Raw genomic sequence first — 19,922 nt, forward strand, 5'->3', positions numbered from 1 at the left:
TTACAGAGGTGTTCTATGATCGATCTCGGGAAAAAGAATGTACTAGGCATATTAGTAAATGCCCTGAATTATGAAGCGGCTGTCAGCAAAATTATTGCGGCAGCCAACGCCGGAAAACCACTTTCAGTTTCGGCTCTAGCGGTGCACGGGGTAATGACAGGGGTTCTTGACAGCACTCACCGCTATCGGCTCAATCACATTGACTTAGTATTGCCGGATGGACAACCGGTAAGGTGGGCGTTAAATTTGCTCTACAATACGGGATTGCCCGATCGAGTTTGCGGGCCGAATGCGATGTTAGAAATCTGCGAACGTGCGGCCGAAGAAGGATTATCTATCTATTTGTACGGTTCTCATGCTTCTGTACTGGAGGCTTTGTCTCGCAATCTCTGCCAACTTTATCCCAAGTTAATTATTGCTGGAACTCAGCCTTCTAAATTTAGGCACGTTTCGCCGGAAGAGAAAAAGGAAATTGCGCTGCAAATTCGCAACAGCGGTGCAGCCATTACTTTTGTAGGTTTGGGCTGTCCGCGACAAGAAGTCTGGGCTTACGAATACCGGGATGAGATATCAATGCCGCTGATTGCTGTAGGTGCGGCCTACGATTTTCATGCAGGTAATTTGGCTAAATCTCCCGAGATTTTATCTAAGATAGGTTTGGAATGGCTGTTTAGGCTGATGAAGGAACCCCGACGCCTCTGGCAGCGGTATGTTTTGTTGAATCCGCTTTATATCTGGCTGTTTTTGCTGCAAGCTTTCAAATTAAAAGAGTTCGACCCCAAAGACGCCACGCCGCCTGTGGAAGAAGTATTGTATGGTTGAATTTTATCTGTTCTGTTGTAAATGGTCAGTTTTGACCAATAAAAAGCCACAAGCCGAAAGTAGAAATAATAAATAATTATTTTAACTGGCAACTTTAAACTTGTGACGATTTAAATCGAGAATTAATGGGTTGTTTTCTGGGATTTTTGTTTTGCTTGCTTTGTAACTTGCTATTTAGATTGCTGAGGAACTAGCAGCCGTCATTGTTCGATCGTTTGGGGGACTTGAACTCGACAGCCAGCACAGTTGCAGCCTGAAGTTATGAGGGCGAGGTCTCCTATTTTGTCAGAGTTGATTTCTGGCAGCGAGGATTGGGTTTCGTCTTGATTTATGTCTGCTGGACTGGCAGATATTTCGCCATTGCGCTCGATGCTGAAATTTGGGGCAATTGGGGCGCTAGCATTGGCGGGATTTACCGCGAAGAGCATTAAGCTTAAAGAACCGGAGCATCCCAGTACAGTCAGTAGGTTTTTGTTCACGATCGCTTTCGAGTAGAGGGGAAAAATATTAGTTTAACAGACTGATTTGAGGCATCGCATAAAATTTAACTTTTATTTGAGATTGCTTGTTTGTATTGAAACAAGTTTGGGAATAAGTCTAGTCTAAATTCAGGCTTTTGTATGTTTGTGGGAAAATTAAAAAGGTTCGAGCCGATCGACCGCACGGCTGTATCATTGATTGTATTGCTGAGTTTCGCGATCGGGTTTTTGCTGGCTGTGGGCGATCGATCTTTACCGAAAGTGCGCGCTTTTAGCTGGGAAAACAAACAAGTAGGGGCGAGAGATACGGCTTTTGTCCTGACTTTTGGCCGCCCGATGGATCGTGCAAGCGTTGAAGCAAACCTGCACGTCGAGCCTCCTTTGCCGGGAAAAATTAGTTGGTCGGGACGGCGGTTGGTATATACTACGATCGCGCCTCCTGAGTACGATCGCACTTATACAATTTCTTTGCAACAAGCGCGGGAAAAACTAGGTTCTGACAAACAAGGAAAGGCGATCGCACCGTTTGTCAGTCAATTTAGCACGCCCGATCGAGCTTTTGTTTACACTGGCACAGAAGCCTCAGAAAAAGGGCGGTTAATTCTTTACAATCTCACCCGCAAACAAAAAATCATCCTCACTCCTGAAAATTTAGTAGTTAAAGATTATAGAATTTACCCGGCGGGCGATCGCATTTTATTTTCTGCTAGCGAATGGTCAAAATATCAGCCTGGTTTGTACGAACAATCCTTGTATGCCGTCACTACAGGCAGAAGTTCCGATCCGGCTCAAAAACCTGGCAGCATTCAGCAGATTTTAGGCAATCAAGACTATGAAAATCTCAAATTCGATCTGTCTCCTGATGGCAAGGCGATCGCGATTCAGCGAGCAAAGAGGGGCAATGCAGAGGACATTGGTTTGTGGGTAGTGCGATCGCAAACTTCGGTAGTGCCGCAGCGGTTGTTAAGTCATCCCGCAGGAGAATTTGCGATCGCCCCAGACAGCGCAACCCTAGCAAACCCGCAAGCCGACGGCATCGCCATTTTATCCCTAACACCAAACGTCAAACCTTTAGAATTCATACCATCTTTTCGGAGAGTATTCAGCTTCACTCCCGACGGCAGAGAATCGGCAATGCTCAAGTACAATAGCGATTTTACGCAGTCAATCTTTTTAGTAACCAACCAGGGATTGCAAAAAGAATTAATCCGCACCGCCGGAGAATTCATCAACTGTCAGTTTGACCCCAGAAATCCTCAGCTTTACTGCTTGTTAACCAGGCGCAAGCCAGGGAAAGAGTTTTCCGAACAACTCACCCTCGAAGCAATTGATTTGCAGACATTTAAAGTAAAACCCTTGTTAGTTTTGCCAGATCGGGTGGAGACAAAAATGAGTTTGTCTCCGGACGGGTTAGAATTGCTGTTAGATCGGGTAGTTGTCAAGAAATCAGAACCAGTCGCAGGAGATTTGAGAACAGATGGCGGAAGTGCGATCGCCTCTTCAACTCTCATACTTTTAAACTTAAAAAACGCACCGGCATCTAATAATTCTCCATCAGCCGAAGACTTGCCTTTAAAAGGATTCCGCCCTCGCTGGCTGCCCTAAACAAATCGAGACTCCTAATTTTTTCATGGCTTCGTTTTTCTTTTAGGACAAAGTTTCGACAATAATCATTATATAGCCTTTCTCAAAAAGATGAGGTACTCATGGGGATAGGGCATAGGGGATAGGGCATAGGGCATAGGGCATAGGGCATACCTCACTTTTCTGAGAAGCGCTATATATATAATAGCAATTCCCAAATTTATGCAATGCCGTATTTGTATGGTGTGGAGCCATCGCCAAAAAACATCGAAAATTTCATAGGGTGACGCACCGAAAATATTTGAGGAAACCACCCGGAGTTTCACACAGTATGTAGGGTTGGTGCGTCAGGGGAGAATCTCAGTTTTGTTTGAATAATGCTACATCGGTTGCGATCGCTTTATAGAAGCTTGGCTATGCGGGGAAAGTAGCACTAAGGCAAAAAAGACCTAATTGCCCAAGTTAGATGCACCCGTCCATCATGCGTAAGTCCTGTCTCTGGTAATGGGAAGCCTCGCTACTGAAATTCTCAAGGTACTAAGAACTTCTCAAAGCTTTATTGTCCTTCCTTCACTCTTACCAGAAAGAATTGGTTGAAAGCCTCTCCCTTTGAGGGAGAAATTAAAATCAGACTATTCATTACTCCAATCCTCTTCCTTGTAGGTAGAGGTCGCTCTCAAACTGTCAAGCGGTCAACTGTCAACTGTCAACTGTTGAATATGGCTTTTGTACAACAATTCTGACTGAATCGTATTTTTTTTCGTCGGGAGCCAGAAATGTTTTCAGTAGTAACTTCCAAGCTTGGAGTTTACTGTTTGCTTTGGGCTTTACCATCCCAGGAGATTGCCTTGAATCGAGCGCATTCAAAATTTTTCTTTCATCCTCGATCCAACCGTTAGTAAATAGGCGATAGTAGCCATTAAACTCGGTAGAAATTACCTCAAATCCCACCTGTTCGCAGATAGCGCGCAAACTTTCCGGTGTGAAGAAATAAAAATGCCTTGGCACATCTAGATGGAGCCATGCAATCCCTGATTCTTTTAGCGCCCTACACGAGTTATTTGGTACTTCCATCACCAATTTGCCGCCCTCCGCGAGCAACTCCATGGTATTGCGGAGTGCCAGTAAAGGATTTATGGTATGTTCCAGTACGTGGTTCATAATAATCATGTCGTATTTTCTCGACGTGATTTCCGGGGGCAAAGATTCAGCAGTGCCATAATATACATCAAGATTTCGTTCCTCGGCGAAACGCAAAGCTTGTCTATCTGGTTCTACTCCCCAGACTTTGTGACCATCCAATTTGAATTCTTCCAGCAGTTTGCCATTGGCGCAACCGATTTCTAATATCGAGTAAGAAGAAGTCCCGAACTGCTGTTTCCACCATTGAGTGGTGACATCTACTCCCTTATCGAAACGCCAAGCTAGATGCGTCCGCAATTTATCGAAGAAGGAAATAGAAGAGGGTGCTTCTGAGTCGGTAAATTCTGCATGGTGAGTATAGTAATCGTCGATGTCGTAGAAGCTCTCAATTTGATCGAGTTCTGGTAGAGGATGGAGGCATCCAAGTTGTGATTTTTGACACCAGTACAATTGAAATGACTCTTTATTTGCAGGTCTTCGCCAATCACCCGGGATGAATAACCAGGGCTTCATACTCTGTCCCGATATAAGGGAAACTACAGTAGGACTTAAGGGCTTCTGAGTTTGCATTGGAGTTCTCCTTATTTTACAGACTTGATGTACTGATAACCACCGGAGTTGCAGTTTACATCATGAAATCAGTTATCGCAGTTGAAAATTGTGTGTTCTGATACACAGTAGATGATTACCCTAAAATTATGAGGCTTCAGAAACACATTTCTCCGGCATGGTTGTTAGCTTAACGTCTTATTTAACATAACTCATTTAATTTCACTACTCAGGACAGGTTTTAGTCAGGAATCAGGCTAGGATAGGGTTTGGGCTTTCTGGGCAGCTAAAATTCCCACGATAGAATGAGGGTTTGAGCCACTGCCCAAAAATGTGGAAATTATTTTAACTTGCTTTGTCACTTCTCCGATAAAAACACACTTATTCCCTTATTTTCTGTGACAAACCGGGTATAAAGGTGCTTGAACACTGACTTAATCACCCGAGGCATCCCAAAGTCGATCGGCATCATATTTTCTGGTAACTTCCAATCGACAACCTTGAGAGTTTCCGGGCGCAACAGTGGAAAATCGAGTTCCTCCAAATTCGAGCACAGTCCCAATCTCATCGCCGCAGCTACAGTCGGAACCATTGCTGGATCGACATTAATAATTTCTACTAAAGTTCGATCCAAAGCAAACACATCACTGGACGCGCCCAAAATTCCTAAAAACTTAGGTTCGCCGCCGCTGGGCCCGTTACCTTCGTGACCGATAATCCCATCCAAAATCGTCAAATTTGGGTTAATTGTCCGGGCCGTTTCTACCAGCATTTGACCGAATCTGGCGCTATCTTTGCCAGCTTCCATGTGCCACCAAGCCTTCATTTTCCCGGGGACGCAGCCGAACAAGTTTTTGACGCCCATGGTGACGGTTAATTGAACGTGAGATTTGAGTTTTGGCAGATTAATCACCACATCAGCTTCCATTGCTTCTTTGCAAAGTCGGAGATGGTTGAAATCTTGGCTGACTGTTTCGTAGCGTTTTCCTTTAAACTCTACTACTGGCAAATTTAGTTCTGCCAACAGTGGCAAATAACCGTTGGCTTTAGCGACACCCATGGCGCTACCAAAAGCGGGACTGTCTCCTAAAAACGGTTTGCCGCCCGCTTCGATGACCATTTTCGCTACGCAGTAAACTAATTCCGGGCGGGTGACGCATTCTTTGGTAGGGCGAGCACCTGTGAGGAGGTTGGGTTTGAGTAAAACTCGATCGCCCGATTTGACAAAAGCCGACATTCCGCCCAAGGGTGCGAGCAGGTTTTCTAAGGATTTTTGGAGTTTTTGGCGATCGTATGAATTGGCCCGAATTAAACTAACGGCAGACATAATGATTCAGTTGACAGTTGACAGTTGACAGTTGACAGTTGACAGTTGACAAAAGAAGGAAGAGGATTGGAGTAATGAATCGTGTTCTTTTAATTTCTCCCGATCGGGGTTCCGGCTTTAAACTAATTTTTTTTCGGAATCGGGAATTGGTAATGGGTAATTGGCGATCGGGAATTGGCAGGAGAAATGGATTATTAGTATTTTTTTACTTCGTGATTACCAATTACCAAGTACCAATTACCAATTATCCATTACCAATTACCAATTACCAAGTTTAAGTATTCATCGGCAATCTGCCAGAAGCAGCCCGCTGCATGGTACTAACTCGCAGGGAGTTAGAGAAAATTCCTTGACCTTGAAGTTCCGGGATAGCAGGTTTAACTTCCACTTTCACCAACCGGGCCGTGCAGATAAAAACCGTTTGATCGACTAGATGAAAAGTCAACCAAGGTTGATTTAACAAATTTAGCACTTCCTCTTGAAATTCTTGTGCAGGCATCGGAACAGTAAAGGTTTCCGTGTGACCTTCCACATAATGAAATGTCACTTGAGTGGTGTTCTCTTTATCTTGAGTTACTTTGCCAAAGGAACCTGCGCGCATAAATATTGCTCCCAAACTTTAGAGTTGAAAAGATTAAGATGGCGGTTGAAACCGCGTTTAAACAAACGAAGATGGCGGTTGAAACCGCGTCTAAACAAACGAAGACGGCGGTTGAAACCGCGTCTAAACAAATGAAGACGGCGGTTGAAACCGCGTCTAAACAAACGAAGACGGCGGTTGAAACCGCGTCTAAACAAACGAAGACGGCGGTTGAAACCGCGTCTAAACAAACGAAGACGGCGGTTGAAACCGCGTCTAAACAAACGAAGACGGCGGTTGAAACCGCGTCTAAACAAACGAAGTCCACCTCCGTGGACTGAAGAAAATAATGTAATTTTAACCGCCGGTTTTCTTCTCCCAAGGGCATTGGCTTATACCTGCGATCGCCTAAACGTTAGCAGAAGATACTGGCATCGCACTCATTTTCTCCAAATCCAGAACTGTTGCCAAATCTTCTGCACTCATTAAACCGCGTTCCAGCACAATTTGCCGCAAAGATTTGCCGGTTTCGAGAGATTCTTTGGCGACGGCGGCGGCGTTGAGATAGCCGATGTGAGTATTGAGGGCGGTAACGAGGGCGAGACTGCCTTCTGCGTAGGCGAGACATCGATCGCCATTGGCTTCAATTTTGTCGAGGCATTTGGTTGTTAGGGCGCTGATGGTGTTGCCCAAAATTTCGATGCTGTGAATCAGATTGTAGGCGATCAGGGGCATCATCACGTTTAATTCTAATTGTCCTGCTTGGGCTGCTAGGGCGATCGCGCTATCGTAACCCATGACTTGAAAACACACCATCGATGTCATTTCTGCCATCACTGGATTGTATTTCCCAGGCATAATGGACGAACCAGGTTGCACCGGAGGCAGTTGAATTTCCTTGAAACCTGTTTTTGGCCCCGAGTCCATCAAACGCAAGTCGTGGGACATTTTAACGCAATCCTGAGCGAGATTTCGGATGGCGCCGGAGACATTAACAAAGGGCGCCATGCTCTGCATTGCTGCCATTAAATGCGGTGCTGGTTTCAGGGGTTTTCCGATTAACTCCGAAAGAATTTGAGCGACTTTTTCGCAGTATTCTGGGTGAGTATTTAAGCCAGTTCCCGCAGCACTTCCGCCCAATCCCAAGGATGTTAAATCTCCGGAAGCAGTGGCAATTCTGGCACTGTGTTCTCTCAGAATCTGTGCCCAAGCGCGGAAGGTTTCGCCGAGTCGCACGGGGACGGCATCTTGCAAGTGAGTGCGGCCGGATTTGACGATATTGTGGAATTCTAAGGCTTTTTTGTCCAGGGATGCGATCGCCTGCGACAAAGCCGGGAACAAAGTTTTTTCCAAAGCCAACAATCCGCCAATCCGAATTGCAGTTGGAATCACATCATTGGTTGATTGACCGTAGTTTACGTGATCGTTGGGACTAACGCGCTTGTAGTTACCTTTTTCATCGCCCATAATTTCCAAAGCGCGATTGGAAAGAACTTCATTGACGTTCATGTGGTGAGAAGTTCCGGCGCCTGCTTGGTAGACATCAACGACAAATTGATCGCGTAAATTTCCGGCTAAAACTTCATCAGCAGCTTTAATCAGTGCGGCGCTGATATCTTCAGGAATGCAGCCGAGTTTACCGTTAGCTATCGCGGTAGCTTTTTTAATTAAAACGCAAGCATCGACGTAAGTTGATAAAGGCTTAATACCGCTAATTGGAAAATTTTCAACGGCGCGCAGAGTTTGGATGCCGTAGTAAACAGTAGATGGGATTTGTTTGTCTCCCATCGAGTCGCTTTCGGTGCGGTAGGTGATGGTTGGCTGTTGAGTCATGTCGTCTGGTTTGCGATAATTAGGAAGTGTACAATTTTTTGGGTAACACCGCGCTGCGGGTGTTTTTACTGTACCGCACCCGCTGGCGACTGTGCAGTAATGCGTAAATTGCGATCGGCTAGAATTATCTCACGTCAAGCGTGTTTAATCTAAAATCTCAAATCGAAAAATGGAAAATCGACAGTCTCGATCGCCCAAAATTATCTCACATCTCGGGGTTCCCTCTGCAATCAAGTTGGCGTTCAACAGTTGACAGTTGACAGTTGACAGTTGACAGTTTGAGAACGACCTCTACCCAGAAGTCCGAGGATTGGAGTAATGAATAGTCTGATTTTAATTTCTCCCGCTCGGGGTTGGGACTTTCAACCAATTCTTTCTGGTAAGGGCGATCGCGCGCAGACAACCCCAGTTAGCTATAATCTTACAAGCAAACAAATTTCAGTCTTACTGTTAAACTGCCATGAACAAACCAGAAAAAATTTTCAAACACCCAATAAATATTTTGATAATAGGCTTAAGTGTCTCCATGATTTTTCCGGCTTCAGTAAAAGCTAGATCCAGCATAGTTTCCTCCCTAGTAACTTCCGAAAAGCCTGCCGTTTTAATCGCTAAGGTTCAGCGGCGAATCCAGTTCAAAAAAGGTACTCATTCAGCCGAAATCAAAGGAGGAGTAGCCCGTGGCACTGTCAATACTTATTCGATCGCAGCTAAAAAAGGGCAAAAGATGAAAATCGAGATCCAATCCCTTGAAAAAAATGCTGTTTTTAGCATCATAGACCCAAACACAAAGACGATAGTTAAAGAATCAAAAAGCTGGTCTGGCGAATTGAGCGAAACAGGAGACTATCAAATAGCTGTCGCTACAGAAAGAGGAGGTGCAAGTTACAATATGTCAGTTTCGATTAAGGAATGAGAATGAAATAACTTACAATTTAATGGTTCTTGTGGGATGGGCGTCCCGCCCGTCCAAAAAAGACGGGCGGGATGCCCATCCCACGCTGACCGTTTTGACTGAAAGGGCTATCACAATCATCCGAGAGTGGCCCCTTTGTATAGAAATCTCATCGAAATTGTTGTTAAAAATTGATACAGGCGAAATCTTTCACCTACAAGCAATTTACTCAATTTTAAACGGAGTGTAAATGCTCGGCTTCCTTGTGACAGGTTTAAGTATGTCGGGTTTATTTGGCAGAAGAAAACAGCCAACCTCAAACGATTAAAAGTAAAGATGCGAGACACTAACGAAGAACTTGATGATGACTGTTGAACCGGGTAATTTTAGGGTGAAAATATTCCCTTAAAAATTAAAACGGATAATCTATACATCGTTCCGGTTCATCGTAGCGTAACTGTCTTAACCAAATTTCTGGGATTTTGTAACAAAAGTTCAAGTTTTGCATCCGGTAAAGTTGTTATATTTGGGTTGCAAAAACAATTTTGAAGCGGGCGCATTGTCAAATATTATGTCACGTAACACAACCATAAATAACTTTTTTAGCCTCCAACAGGCACTAGAAGGAATAATTGTTGAGGATTTAAAAAAGCTCAAAGCATTATTACCCGATCCTCGTAAATTAACCCGTAAAGCGGATCTGGTTGATGGAATTAAATCGCAATTGCGGGGAGAGAACCTTCGGAATCTGTGGGCGAAATTAGATGACATTCAAAAAGCGGCTGTAGCTGAAGTTATACATGGGGAGGATGGTGTTTATTTTCCTGCGATATTTAGCGCCAAATACGGAGAACCAGCAAATTTTGGAACCAGCGATCGCTATGGAACTAACAGAGAACCATCACTACTATGCTTGTTTATTTATGGCAGGCAAATACCCTACGATTTAGAAGAAGAATTGCTGAAATTCGTTCCAAAACCCAAAGAAGCCACGTTAGATCATGCTGGTGAAACAGTAAACAATATTGCTAGACTCAGCATTCAAAGATATAACTACAGTACAGGAGAAAAGGAGACAGAAGAATACGAGATGCCCTTGGCTTCTTGTGAAACACAGTTGGCAGCTACAAAGGATTTGGCAGCCGTTTTGCGTATGATTCAGTCGGGTAAAGTTGCTGTTAGCGATAAAACTGGTTTACCTACTGCTGCAAGTGTAAAGGCGATCGCCTCTATATTGCAAGGCGGTGATTTTTATAATGAGGAACAGCGTCAAATTACCCTAGCCAAGGATAGCGACTTCGACGATGAAGTATTCGCGGAAATCGGTAGCATCAAGCCCTTTGCTTGGATAATGATAGCCCAAGGAAGCAAGTTCGCGGAACGATCGGGCAAAAAGCTAGTTTTGACGAAAGCGGGACAGAAAGCTTTACAAGAATCACCCGCCAAAGGTTTGCAGACAGCATGGAAACGCTGGTTAAAGACAAAAATCTTTGATGAATTTCGCCGCATTGATGCGATCAAAGGACAAACTGGCAGGGGCGCAAGTACCATGACAGATGTGACGTGGCGGAGAGATGCGATCGTCTCTGTGCTGTCAGAATGTCCTGTAGGTAAGTGGGTTCTGTTTCATGAATTCAGTAAATATCTAGTCGCAACGGGCCATAGCTTTGATGTGAACGAGCAACCGTACTATCTGTATATTGGTGAAGCTGGATATGGGAATTTATCAGAATTGGGTGGCTACAGTTGGCCGATTCTGGAAGAAAGATATATGCGCTGTTTTTTGTTTGAGTATGCTGCTACTTTGGGAATCATTGATGTTGCATATGTCGATCCGTTACTCATGCCATCCGATTATGACTATCTTTGGGGAACCGACTATCTGGAATTTTTGAGTCGTTATGATGGCTTAGTATATTTTCGTTTGACGGCTTTGGGGGCTTACTGTTTGGGCTTGACGGATAAGTATACTCCGCCAGCAATTGAGGTTCGTCAAACGCTGCGGGTATTGCCGAATTTAGAAATTATTGCGGCGGGAGATGGTGTCGAGACATCTGATGCGATCGTCCTTGATGTCTATACTAAGAAAGTTTCGGATGTGGTGTGGCGTCTCGATCGCCCAAAAATCTTTGCAGCCATTGAAAATGGATACCCATTAGCCGAGTTTACAGAGTTTTTGGACGCCCGGAGTATTGAACCGCTGCCGCAAACTGTGCAACAATTTCTGACGGATGTTACAGAGCGATCGAATAGCGTGCAAGATATAGGCACTGTCAGGTTGATTGAATGTAATACTGCCCATATAGCATTGCTGATTGCAAATGATTCCCGTACTAAAAAATTCTGTCAGTTGGCGGGCGATCGCACTTTAGCGGTTCCATTGGGCCAGGAAACGAAATTTCGCACCGCCCTGCGGCAAATGGGTTATGTCTTGCCCCAGACTGATAAATAATACACCTGATAGTATTAGTCTCAACAATGGCGACTTTTGTATTTTTCGTTTATAGCCGAGGCCAGATCCCCCTAAATCCCCCTCCCGGGGGACTTTGAGAAGCATCCTGTCTCCCCCAAATCGTTGCGGGGGCTAGGGGGGAGAAAAACCCTAATCGCCAGTATTTGTAGGGTGCGTCGCTGGCGATAAATCCCTAAAAAAGATCGACAATCTCGATCGCGACCCACCTTTGACATAGACTGGAACAAATAAACCAAACATTTCTTCCTTCTTCCCTCTTTCTTCTTTTTACCCGATCGTGAAGTCGAAGGGCTTTCTTCCTTCTATCAACTATCAACTGTCCCAGGTCAACTGTCAACTGCCAACTAAGAGAGGGCGGGCACGGGGGCACCGCCCCTACAAACTATCAACTGCCAACTGTCAACTGTCAACTGTCAACTGTCAACTGTTAATTATGAGTTATGTTCCTGAAAATGCTTTAATCGTGCAGAGCGATCGCTCAATTTTACTAGAAGTTCACGCTCCTACAGCGAAATTAGCACGAGAAGCGATCGCACCTTTTGCCGAATTAATCAAAAGTCCCGAACACATCCACACCTATCGGATCACGCCCTTAAGTGTGTGGAATGCGCGGGCGGCAGGAATGTTAGTTGAATTGATGATCGCAGCGCTGCGAAAGTATGCTAAATATGATATTCCCGAATCGGTAGCACAGGAAATTGAACTGCTGGGTACGCGCTACGGATTGACGGTAATTGAAAGAATTAATGCGGAAAATCCCGATTTACAACTGCGGATTGTCGATCGCCCGCTGACGGAGTTGTTAGTGCGGGAAGAGCGCGTAAAACCGTTGTTAGGTAAGCGGATCTCGGATCTTTGCTTTCAAGTTGATGCGGGAAATCGCGGTGTACTCAAACAAGCTTTGCTAGCAGTAGGTTATCCGGCGGAAGATTTGGCTGGATATGTGGAAGGTGCCGAGTTGGCGATTGCGTTGCGCGATCGCACTTTAGGAGGCGACTTACCCTTTAATTTGCGCGCCTATCAAAAGGAAGCGGTAGAGGCATTCTATCAAGGAGGAGAGGTAAAAGGTGGCAGTGGAACGATCGTCCTACCGTGCGGTGCTGGTAAGACAATTGTAGGGATGATTGCGATGAGTTTGGTGCAGCAAAAGACACTGATTCTCACCAGCAGTTTGACTTCGGTGCACCAGTGGCGCAGGGAAATATTGGACAAGACGAGTTTAACTGAAGATGCGATCGCCGAGTACAGCAGCAACAGCAAAAAAACGGCTTCTGTAACTCTCTCGACTTACCAAATGCTCAGTTATCGATCGACTAAAGATGATGACTTCCCCCACTTCGAGTTATTTAACGCGCAATCCTGGGGACTGATTATTTATGATGAAGTTCATCTATTACCCGCACCGATATTTCGGATTACCGCCGACTTACAAGCGCGACGGCGGTTAGGTTTGACTGCGACATTGATTCGCGAAGACGGGAAAGAAGGAGATGTTTTCACACTAATTGGCCCGAAACGCTATGACGTACCTTGGCGCGAATTGGAAGGACAGGGATTTATTGCCACAGCCAATTGTACCGAAATCCGCGTCGCCCAAAATGAAGCCGAAAAAATGGAATATGCCCTCGCGCCCCGTCGCAGTCAGTTTCGGATTGCTGCGGAAAATCCGGGTAAGTTGGATGTCGTGCAAAGTTTGTTGCAAAAGGAAGCGGGACACCGTATTTTAATTATTGGCGAGTATCTCGAACAGTTGGATGCGATCGCCCGAGTTACCGATTTGCCGTTGATTACCGGGAAGACAAAACAGGTTGAGCGCGATCGGCTCTACGAAGCATTCCGTCACAAAGAGATTCCCGGATTAATTCTATCTCGCGTCGGCAATTTTGCCGTCGATTTACCCGATGCCGACGTGTTAATTCAAGTATCAGGTAAATATGGTTCACGCCAAGAAGAAGCGCAGCGCCTGGGACGAATTCTCCGGCCAAAATCTGACGGACACACTGCGAGTTTTTATACATTAGTTTCGCTACAAACTTGCGAGGAGGATTTTGCGCGGCACCGGCAACTGTTTCTGACCGAACAGGGCTACAGTTATACTATTGAGGTTCAAGGCGATAGTTAGTTGGCGTTAGGTATTCGTGTTTTTTCTGATTTGAATAGCTGTATTATTGTGGGATATGGGAAAAGTGCGATCGATCGGAAAATTCGGAAGCTATTGCGGGCGATAATGCTCCGCATCGCTAGCGCGATCGGGTTTCACCTGTCGGGAAAAATATAACGGTAAAGTTGAGCCGCCACAGATAACCCTTGACTCCCACAGATAAACTATCGGCAGTGGGATCTAACAACTTGCGATCGCTTCTATTCTATTTGAAGGTAATGTGCAGGTGCGAACTCAATACTCTATAATACATACAACCCAAATTCACCAAGAACCTTATGCCTCTGATTGAACTTGCACCCCTCCTCAAAGAATTATCTTATTCTGATAAGCTCATCCTCTTACAATTTTTAGTAGCTGAGTTATTAAAGGAATCTGGTTTAACCCCATTAGACCTTCAAGATCGAGACAAAGTAGCTAGTCAAGGTTTGTATGACTCTTTTGAAGCTGCTGCTGTTTTAGCAAAGGCGTTGACAGAGGAAAAAGTAGCTACACATGGTCGATAAAGTCAGATTTGCTTTCACGGAGATAGATCCAAGCCTCGGCGCATTGAGTACATTGCCGTACCTGCCAATAGTCCTGACTTATCAGAACCAATCTGTTAGTACGAGAGGCTTACTAGACACAGGTTCTAGCGTCAACGTATTGCCCTACGAAATGGGTTTAAGATTAGGAGCAGTTTGGGAACGTCAAAGGCTGTCTGTTCCACTAGGGGGAAACTTAGCTAGGTTTGAGGCGCGGGCCTTAGTGGTGACAGCAAATGTTGAGAGATTTTCGACCGTAGAGTTGGCTTTTGCTTGGACACAAGACAGAAACGCCCCACTGATTTTGGGACACATGAACTTTTTCCTGGTATTTGATGTCTGCTTTTACCGATCTGAATTGCTATTTGAAGTTAGTCCTAAGATGTCTCAATAGATAGCAAGAGTATTAACTGTCACATTATTTTATCCTCTAATCAAAGCTCGAAATGCAGTAATTTGCTTACTCATTTGATTTACCTAAATTGCATAGGGAACAAAGCGTTTGCAAGTTCTCAAGTACAGTCTCGCCTCCTTTGCTCCAAGCGATTTTGCGATCGATCTGTGAAAATCATTTAGGATTGCTATAGTTGGGACTATACCATCAAGATTTGGGGGTATGATGGGTGAAGTAACAAGGAAAGATGAAAATTATGGCGCAATTTGCACATATGGAACTACAAAACTTGATTGCGTGAGAAATAAACCGAAAAACGCTTAGGGAAGGTAATTCATATGCCAGAAACAATTAATTTTGAGCAAGCAGTGTTAGATAATCTGCGACAGTTGCCAACTGATAAACAAGAAGAAGTTCTAGACTTTGTACAATTTCTGGTGCAAAAAGCGTTACATAAAAAACAGTTACCCAGCGAAAGTTCTGAGTCAAACAGTTCGTCAATAACCCAACATCCTCTCAAGCTATCACTTATAGAAATTGCTAAGTTGTCGATCGCAGAACGCCATAAAATACTAGCACCATATATAGCTGCTACAGCCGAAGATTTTTTGAATTATCCTGAATTAACGGAGTTTTCGGTACTTGATGGCGAAGACTGGGAGACTGAGTATGACTACTAACCCAAAACGAGGAGAGATTTGGCTGGTACAACTCGATCCCACGCGAGGACAAGAAATTCAGAAAACACGTCCTGCTGTTGTGATTACTTCTGAAATGTTTACTTCAATTCCCATGCGGATTATAATTCCTGTGGCTACATGGCAACCTAAATTTCAAAATCGCCCCTTCATGATTCTGATTCAGCGAACTGAAGAAAACTGTTTAGACGCGGACTCAGCCGGGAATGTTTTGCAAGTTCGGAGTGTAACTACTGAGCGCTTTGTTAGATGTATCGGCAAAGTTTCAGAAATAGTTTTGCAAGAATTAGTAACAGGCTTAATTCTCTGTGTTGATTATAGTCCATAAAATCAAGAATGTCGATCGCCCTTACGACCGCAACTGCTCTAGATCTAGTAAAATTTGATATCTACCGATATCTGAGTGAAAATCGTCTGATTTCATTAGCAGCTTCTTGCCGTAGATTTAGCCGAAATGCTTCGCCCCTACCAGTATATTTTCAAAAATGAGATGCACCCATCGGAGTCCCCATCCATCCAGAACTAAAGTTCTGACTATATTTTCTTCTGCCCTATTGTATTTAGCATTTGCGACAAATTCTGATTGAGAATTTCATATCCCTGTGCGTTCAAGTGCAATTCATCGCGTCTATATTGTGGCAAAATTATGCCCTGACTATCGCCAAGAATCGGGAATGTATCAAACACTATGATTTTCTCTCCAGCTAAGGTAGCGATGTAGGTATTGACTTCTTTAATTGCTCGACTGATGTCATCAGACCAAAAAGGCTTGCGTTCTAGTGGCACTTCTCCGACTGGGAAAATAGTAGTCACGATTACTACTGCACCTAGATTCTTAGATTTTTCGACAATTCGCTTAATATTTGCTTGACAATTAGCAACGATCGCATTTCTGCTTTCTGGAAACAAGGGAATCGTTTTTAGATCGTTGACACCAACTTGGATTATGACAATTTTGGGTTTTAAGGAACTCACATGAGAGGCAAATCTCTCGATCGCCTGAACAGAGGTTTGAGAACCAATTCCCCGGTTAATAAACTCATATTGATCGAGATTGGGTGATGTCCAACTGGCTGCCCTGGAGTCACCAAAGAAAACCACTCGGGTTTGCTTGGTATTAGTAGCTGGCTGGGCATTGATGGGATGGTTGGTCAATCCCAGAGGATCTAAACGAGTTTGATTGAGTTCGCGATAATACTGTTTGGCTCGACTAAAAAGCAGAATATTTAGGAAAATTGAAGTTCCTAGGACTAATAAAAGTGCGATCGACAAAATAGTAGGTTTGCTCAATGTCATATTTTTGGAATTGTGCTGCAATTCAATGTCATATCTTATGGGAACTCTATATCGATGGGTTAAACTGCCAGAATACGATACCCATACTCAGCAAGAATAAGTGCATAAGAAGCTGTCCCAGCACCAATATCGGCAATTTTATAAGCCTGTGAAGATTGCGGAATTTCTAACAGTTTTGTGGCTGTACGCGGATCGCTTCTTCTGGTTTGGACGTAGGTTTTGCCGATCGCGTCGTAAAGTGCCATCCTCCATCCTCCCTCTCCAATGCTTAACCGTAAATTCATTATACCGATCGCCCTTACAACTCCCGCAACCCAGGCCCAACCACAATACTTAATAAAAACTTTACAAAAGTTACCATGTTGCCCAACACGAGTTAGAGTTATCCTATAAAATCCAGCAATCCTGCAAAGCGTCAACCTTCCCGTCACTTATCCAGTGGTTCGATGACTCACACCCAAAGCACCAAAACCGCCACCCCTACTGCAATTTATTCCTTGACAATTGCTCCCGCCTGTGTATTGCGGGGTCAAAACGCCCTCGCACAAGCCGGAGATGCGATCGCCCGTTTCGGAAAGCGGCCCCTAATAGTCGGCGGTAGCAATTCCCTCGCCGCCGCCAAACCCTACCTGCAACCAATTCTCGAAGGCACTGGGGCGGGCACGGGGGCACCGCCCCTACAGTTTGCTGAAATAGCCTATGGCAATGATTGCAGCGAAGTCAGCCTCGAAAACCTCCGCGAAGCTGCTAGCAACCATCAAGCCGACTTCATCATCGGTGTCGGTGGCGGCAAAGCCTTGGATGCAGCCAAACTTCTCGCCCACCAGTGCAAAATTGCGATCGTCACCATCCCCACATCAGCAGCCACCTGCGCCGCTTGGACAGCACTTTCTAATATTTATTCCGAACAAGGTGCCTTTCAATACGATGTTACGTTAGCCAGATGTCCCGATTTATTGATACTCGACTACGGCTTAATTCAAACAGCACCGCAACGAACATTAGTAGCAGGAATTGGAGATGCGATCGCCAAATGGTACGAAGCATCAGTCAGCAGCGGACACTCCGAACAAACTCTGATAATTTCTGCCGTCCAACAAGCTAGAATCCTGCGCGATATCTTGTTCCAAAAATCAGCCGCCGCCCTCAAAGAACCAGGTAGCGAAACCTGGCAAGAAGTCACAGACGCCACCGTATTGCTAGCAGGAGTCATCGGCGGAATTGGCGGAGCTGGGTGTCGCACCGTTGCCGCCCACGCTGTTCACAACGGCCTAACTCATCTATTAGCAAGTCACGGCACATTGCACGGCGAAAAAGTTGCCTACGGTATATTAGTGCAACTGCGGCTAGAAGAAATTCTCCAAAACAATCAACTAGCAGCAACCGCCAGACAGCAACTGCTAAAATTCTACGCCGAGATTGGATTGCCCCAAACTTTAGACGACTTAGGACTCGGAGACGTTAGCCTCACACAATTGCAGCGCGCCGCCGAAATAGCTTGCCATCCCAATTCCGACATCCACAGACTGCCATTTAAAGTCGTTCCCGAACAATTAATGGCAGCGATGGTTTCTACCACCGCACCTGTGGGAGAATTGAAAATCAAGAATTAAAAAAGTTTGTAGTAAGGACTTTAGTCCTTGAAACTTTTCCCGAGAAAGGACTGAAGTCCTTACTACGAACCAGGCAAAATCCGATGTTTTCTACAGCACCACTTGTGGGACAATTAAAAATTAAGAATTAAAACAGTTTGAGTAAGGACTAAAGTCCTTACTCAAACTGTGTGAGAAAGGACTGAAGTCCTGACTGCGAACCCGAAAAACAACTAATAACTGATACACAAAAAATGACTTTGGATTGGATTAGCCCTGCTGACAGGTTGCAAAAACTACCGCCCTACGTATTTGCCCGTCTCGACGAACTCAAAGCCCGCGCCCGCGAACAAGGACTAGATTTAATAGACTTAGGAATGGGAAACCCCGACGGTGCGACTCCGCAACCGGTAGTAGAAGCCGCCATCGCAGCTATCCAAAATTCCGCAAATCACGGCTATCCGCCCTTTGAAGGAACTGCCAGTTTTCGCCGTACAATTACCAAATGGTACAGCCGCCGCTACAATGTTGAACTCGATCCAGAAGGGGAAGCATTACCTTTATTGGGTTCTAAAGAAGGTTTAGCACATTTTGCGATCGCCTATATCAATCCCGGCGACTTAGTATTAGTACCGAGTCCCGCTTATCCCGTATTATTTCGCGGCCCAATCATCGCCGGTGCCAAAGTTCACAACATCATCCTCAAACCAGAGAATGACTGGGTAATTGACCTAGGTTCCATTCCCGACAGCGTAGCCGAACAAGCCAAAATACTCTACTTTAATTATCCCAGCAATCCGACCGGAGCAACGGCCCCCCGCGAATTTTACAAAGATATTGTTGCTTTCGCACACAAACATCAAATTTTGTTGGTTCACGACTTGTGTTATGCGGAATTAGCCTTTGACGGCTATCAACCGACAAGTTTATTAGAAATTCCAGGCGGCAAAGAAATCGGTGTTGAATTTCACACCATGTCAAAAACCTATAATATGGCCGGCTGGCGAGTCGGTTTTGTAGTTGGAAACAGCCGGATTATTCAAGGTTTGCGGACTTTAAAAACTAACTTAGATTACGGCATATTTTCTGCCTTGCAAGCAGCAGCAGAAACAGCGTTGCAATTACCAGACAGTTACTTGCACGAAGTGCAGGAACGCTACCGCACTCGCCGCGATTTTATGGTTGCAGGATTGGCAGAATTGGGGTGGAATATTCCTAAACCTCTGGCTGCAATGTATCTTTGGGTTCCTTGCACTCCGGGCATGAGTTCGACAGATTTTGCCCTGAATGTTTTGCAGAAAACCGGTGTGGTTGTCACTCCTGGTAATGCTTTCGGCCCGGGTGGCGAAGGATATGTGAGGGTTAGTTTGATTGCAGATTGCGATCGGCTGGGAGAAGCTTTGCGCCGTTTGAAACAAGCAAACATTCGATATTAGTTATTGGGCATGGGGCATAGGGCATGGGGCATGGGGCATGGGGCATGGGGCATAGGGCATGGGGAATTGGTCATTAGTCATTGGTCATTGGTCATTGGTCATTTGAACCAACAGTCAACAGTCAACAGTCAACTATCAA

Annotated in this window: 23 protein-coding genes; 14 read left to right on the plus strand and 9 right to left on the minus strand. The window is 45.0% G+C overall.

Going from position 1 to position 19,922, the window contains the following annotated elements:
• The first annotated feature begins 15 nt into the window (after positions 1 to 15).
• Positions 16 to 822 (plus strand): WecB/TagA/CpsF family glycosyltransferase, encoded by an 807-nt coding sequence (locus tag QZ918_RS08560; protein ID WP_293333468.1) that lies wholly within the window; start codon positions 16 to 18, stop codon positions 820 to 822.
• 200 nt (positions 823 to 1,022) lie between these two features.
• Here the strand turns inward: QZ918_RS08560 and QZ918_RS08565 are convergent, their stop codons facing one another.
• The gene (locus QZ918_RS08565) at positions 1,023 to 1,301 is read right to left on the minus strand and encodes a hypothetical protein (RefSeq protein WP_293277405.1); all 279 of its coding nucleotides are present in this window, start codon (positions 1,299 to 1,301) and stop codon (positions 1,023 to 1,025) included.
• Between the two features lie 141 nt (positions 1,302 to 1,442).
• Here QZ918_RS08565 and QZ918_RS08570 point away from each other — a divergent pair, with 141 nt between their 5' ends.
• Positions 1,443 to 2,906, plus strand: coding sequence for an Ig-like domain-containing domain (locus tag QZ918_RS08570; RefSeq protein WP_293333471.1), 1,464 nt, complete (start codon positions 1,443 to 1,445; stop codon positions 2,904 to 2,906).
• Between the two features lie 678 nt (positions 2,907 to 3,584).
• Here the strand turns inward: QZ918_RS08570 and QZ918_RS08575 are convergent.
• Both QZ918_RS08575 and QZ918_RS08580 read right to left on the minus strand, forming a co-directional pair.
• Positions 3,585 to 4,541, minus strand: coding sequence for a class I SAM-dependent methyltransferase (locus tag QZ918_RS08575; protein WP_293333474.1), 957 nt, complete (start codon positions 4,539 to 4,541; stop codon positions 3,585 to 3,587).
• A gap of 394 nt (positions 4,542 to 4,935) precedes the next feature.
• Positions 4,936 to 5,904, minus strand: coding sequence for an Npun_F2552 family protein (locus QZ918_RS08580; protein WP_293333477.1), 969 nt, complete (start codon positions 5,902 to 5,904; stop codon positions 4,936 to 4,938).
• A gap of 74 nt (positions 5,905 to 5,978) precedes the next feature.
• Between QZ918_RS08580 and QZ918_RS08585 the strand changes: the two genes are divergently transcribed.
• Complete coding sequence (locus tag QZ918_RS08585; RefSeq protein ID WP_293333480.1) at positions 5,979 to 6,182, plus strand: hypothetical protein; 204 nt, start codon at positions 5,979 to 5,981, stop codon at positions 6,180 to 6,182.
• Here the strand turns inward: QZ918_RS08585 and QZ918_RS08590 are convergent.
• Entirely contained in the window at positions 6,179 to 6,505 is a 327-nt protein-coding gene (locus QZ918_RS08590) for a hypothetical protein (protein WP_293333483.1), read from the minus strand. The genes QZ918_RS08585 and QZ918_RS08590 overlap by 4 nt on opposite strands.
• Before the next feature lie 38 nt (positions 6,506 to 6,543).
• On the opposite strand from QZ918_RS08590, the gene QZ918_RS08595 reads away from it, so the two are divergent.
• The gene (locus QZ918_RS08595; RefSeq protein ID WP_293333486.1) at positions 6,544 to 6,825 is read left to right on the plus strand and encodes a hypothetical protein; all 282 of its coding nucleotides are present in this window, start codon (positions 6,544 to 6,546) and stop codon (positions 6,823 to 6,825) included.
• Between the two features lie 67 nt (positions 6,826 to 6,892).
• Here QZ918_RS08595 and QZ918_RS08600 read toward each other — a convergent pair whose 3' ends face one another.
• Complete coding sequence (locus tag QZ918_RS08600) at positions 6,893 to 8,317, minus strand: aspartate ammonia-lyase (protein WP_293333489.1); 1,425 nt, start codon at positions 8,315 to 8,317, stop codon at positions 6,893 to 6,895.
• A 205-nt stretch (positions 8,318 to 8,522) separates the two neighbouring features.
• Complete coding sequence (locus QZ918_RS08605) at positions 8,523 to 8,720, minus strand: hypothetical protein (protein WP_293333492.1); 198 nt, start codon at positions 8,718 to 8,720, stop codon at positions 8,523 to 8,525.
• Positions 8,721 to 8,777: 57 nt separating this feature from the next.
• Here QZ918_RS08605 and QZ918_RS08610 point away from each other — a divergent pair, with 57 nt between their 5' ends.
• The 6 genes from QZ918_RS08610 (at position 8,778) to QZ918_RS08635 (ending at position 14,761) form a co-directional block, all read left to right on the plus strand.
• Positions 8,778 to 9,230: a hypothetical protein gene (locus QZ918_RS08610; RefSeq protein ID WP_293333495.1), complete on the plus strand. Its 453-nt coding sequence runs from the start codon at positions 8,778 to 8,780 to the stop codon at positions 9,228 to 9,230.
• Positions 9,231 to 9,780: 550 nt separating this feature from the next.
• The gene (locus tag QZ918_RS08615; protein WP_293333498.1) at positions 9,781 to 11,661 is read left to right on the plus strand and encodes a hypothetical protein; all 1,881 of its coding nucleotides are present in this window, start codon (positions 9,781 to 9,783) and stop codon (positions 11,659 to 11,661) included.
• A gap of 298 nt (positions 11,662 to 11,959) precedes the next feature.
• The gene (locus tag QZ918_RS08620) at positions 11,960 to 13,804 is read left to right on the plus strand and encodes a DNA repair helicase XPB (RefSeq protein ID WP_293333501.1); all 1,845 of its coding nucleotides are present in this window, start codon (positions 11,960 to 11,962) and stop codon (positions 13,802 to 13,804) included.
• A gap of 30 nt (positions 13,805 to 13,834) precedes the next feature.
• Positions 13,835 to 13,960 (plus strand): hypothetical protein, encoded by a 126-nt coding sequence (locus QZ918_RS08625; protein WP_293333504.1) that lies wholly within the window; start codon positions 13,835 to 13,837, stop codon positions 13,958 to 13,960.
• A gap of 161 nt (positions 13,961 to 14,121) precedes the next feature.
• Positions 14,122 to 14,349 carry a hypothetical protein gene (locus QZ918_RS08630; protein ID WP_293333507.1) on the plus strand — a complete coding sequence of 76 codons (228 nt, stop codon included), beginning with the start codon at positions 14,122 to 14,124 and terminating at the stop codon, positions 14,347 to 14,349.
• A complete protein-coding gene (locus QZ918_RS08635) occupies positions 14,339 to 14,761 on the plus strand; it encodes a hypothetical protein (protein ID WP_293333510.1) in 423 nt (140 codons plus the stop codon). The genes QZ918_RS08630 and QZ918_RS08635 overlap by 11 nt, the downstream gene beginning before the upstream one ends.
• A gap of 66 nt (positions 14,762 to 14,827) precedes the next feature.
• On the opposite strand, the gene QZ918_RS33075 is transcribed toward QZ918_RS08635, so the two are convergent.
• A complete protein-coding gene (locus QZ918_RS33075; protein WP_367275291.1) occupies positions 14,828 to 14,926 on the minus strand; it encodes an HNH endonuclease in 99 nt (32 codons plus the stop codon).
• A 173-nt stretch (positions 14,927 to 15,099) separates the two neighbouring features.
• Here QZ918_RS33075 and QZ918_RS08640 point away from each other — a divergent pair, with 173 nt between their 5' ends.
• Both QZ918_RS08640 and QZ918_RS08645 read left to right on the plus strand, forming a co-directional pair.
• Positions 15,100 to 15,441, plus strand: coding sequence for a DUF2281 domain-containing protein (locus QZ918_RS08640; RefSeq protein ID WP_293333513.1), 342 nt, complete (start codon positions 15,100 to 15,102; stop codon positions 15,439 to 15,441).
• Positions 15,431 to 15,787 carry a type II toxin-antitoxin system PemK/MazF family toxin gene (locus tag QZ918_RS08645; protein WP_293333516.1) on the plus strand — a complete coding sequence of 119 codons (357 nt, stop codon included), beginning with the start codon at positions 15,431 to 15,433 and terminating at the stop codon, positions 15,785 to 15,787. The genes QZ918_RS08640 and QZ918_RS08645 overlap by 11 nt, the downstream gene beginning before the upstream one ends.
• A gap of 206 nt (positions 15,788 to 15,993) precedes the next feature.
• Here QZ918_RS08645 and QZ918_RS08650 read toward each other — a convergent pair whose 3' ends face one another.
• Together QZ918_RS08650 and QZ918_RS08655 are read right to left on the minus strand one after the other, a co-directional pair.
• Positions 15,994 to 16,755, minus strand: a complete 762-nt coding sequence (locus QZ918_RS08650) for an SGNH/GDSL hydrolase family protein (RefSeq protein WP_293333519.1) — start codon at positions 16,753 to 16,755, stop codon at positions 15,994 to 15,996.
• A 59-nt stretch (positions 16,756 to 16,814) separates the two neighbouring features.
• On the minus strand, positions 16,815 to 17,000 hold the full coding sequence (locus QZ918_RS08655) for a class I SAM-dependent methyltransferase (protein WP_293333522.1): 186 nt from the start codon (positions 16,998 to 17,000) through the stop codon (positions 16,815 to 16,817).
• A gap of 201 nt (positions 17,001 to 17,201) precedes the next feature.
• Here QZ918_RS08655 and QZ918_RS08660 point away from each other — a divergent pair, with 201 nt between their 5' ends.
• Together QZ918_RS08660 and QZ918_RS08665 are read left to right on the plus strand one after the other, a co-directional pair.
• The gene (locus tag QZ918_RS08660; protein ID WP_293333525.1) at positions 17,202 to 18,368 is read left to right on the plus strand and encodes an iron-containing alcohol dehydrogenase family protein; all 1,167 of its coding nucleotides are present in this window, start codon (positions 17,202 to 17,204) and stop codon (positions 18,366 to 18,368) included.
• A 233-nt stretch (positions 18,369 to 18,601) separates the two neighbouring features.
• A complete protein-coding gene (locus QZ918_RS08665) occupies positions 18,602 to 19,783 on the plus strand; it encodes an aspartate aminotransferase (protein ID WP_293333528.1) in 1,182 nt (393 codons plus the stop codon).
• Positions 19,784 to 19,922: the final 139 nt, after the last annotated feature.

This window comes from Microcoleus sp. CAWBG58, from assembly GCF_020883045.1.
Classification (GTDB): Bacteria; Cyanobacteriota; Cyanobacteriia; order Cyanobacteriales; family Microcoleaceae; genus Microcoleus.

What these genes read in the sequence shown, in the direction of transcription:
- QZ918_RS08560 (WP_293333468.1), top strand. Translation starts at nt 16, where the DNA reads ATGATCGATCTCGGGAAAAAGAATGTACTAGGCATATTAGTAAATGCC.
- QZ918_RS08570 (WP_293333471.1), top strand. Translation starts at nt 1,443, where the DNA reads ATGTTTGTGGGAAAATTAAAAAGGTTCGAGCCGATCGACCGCACGGCT.
- QZ918_RS08575 (WP_293333474.1), bottom strand. Translation starts at nt 4,541, where the DNA reads ATGAAGCCCTGGTTATTCATCCCGGGTGATTGGCGAAGACCTGCAAAT.
- QZ918_RS08580 (WP_293333477.1), bottom strand. Translation starts at nt 5,904, where the DNA reads ATGTCTGCCGTTAGTTTAATTCGGGCCAATTCATACGATCGCCAAAAA.
- QZ918_RS08585 (WP_293333480.1), top strand. Translation starts at nt 5,979, where the DNA reads ATGAATCGTGTTCTTTTAATTTCTCCCGATCGGGGTTCCGGCTTTAAA.
- QZ918_RS08590 (WP_293333483.1), bottom strand. Translation starts at nt 6,505, where the DNA reads ATGCGCGCAGGTTCCTTTGGCAAAGTAACTCAAGATAAAGAGAACACC.
- QZ918_RS08595 (WP_293333486.1), top strand. Translation starts at nt 6,544, where the DNA reads ATGGCGGTTGAAACCGCGTTTAAACAAACGAAGATGGCGGTTGAAACC.
- QZ918_RS08600 (WP_293333489.1), bottom strand. Translation starts at nt 8,317, where the DNA reads ATGACTCAACAGCCAACCATCACCTACCGCACCGAAAGCGACTCGATG.
- QZ918_RS08610 (WP_293333495.1), top strand. Translation starts at nt 8,778, where the DNA reads ATGAACAAACCAGAAAAAATTTTCAAACACCCAATAAATATTTTGATA.
- QZ918_RS08615 (WP_293333498.1), top strand. Translation starts at nt 9,781, where the DNA reads ATGTCACGTAACACAACCATAAATAACTTTTTTAGCCTCCAACAGGCA.
- QZ918_RS08630 (WP_293333507.1), top strand. Translation starts at nt 14,122, where the DNA reads ATGCCTCTGATTGAACTTGCACCCCTCCTCAAAGAATTATCTTATTCT.
- QZ918_RS08635 (WP_293333510.1), top strand. Translation starts at nt 14,339, where the DNA reads ATGGTCGATAAAGTCAGATTTGCTTTCACGGAGATAGATCCAAGCCTC.
- QZ918_RS08640 (WP_293333513.1), top strand. Translation starts at nt 15,100, where the DNA reads ATGCCAGAAACAATTAATTTTGAGCAAGCAGTGTTAGATAATCTGCGA.
- QZ918_RS08645 (WP_293333516.1), top strand. Translation starts at nt 15,431, where the DNA reads ATGACTACTAACCCAAAACGAGGAGAGATTTGGCTGGTACAACTCGAT.
- QZ918_RS08650 (WP_293333519.1), bottom strand. Translation starts at nt 16,755, where the DNA reads ATGACATTGAGCAAACCTACTATTTTGTCGATCGCACTTTTATTAGTC.
- QZ918_RS08655 (WP_293333522.1), bottom strand. Translation starts at nt 17,000, where the DNA reads ATGGCACTTTACGACGCGATCGGCAAAACCTACGTCCAAACCAGAAGA.
- QZ918_RS08660 (WP_293333525.1), top strand. Translation starts at nt 17,202, where the DNA reads ATGACTCACACCCAAAGCACCAAAACCGCCACCCCTACTGCAATTTAT.
- QZ918_RS08665 (WP_293333528.1), top strand. Translation starts at nt 18,602, where the DNA reads ATGACTTTGGATTGGATTAGCCCTGCTGACAGGTTGCAAAAACTACCG.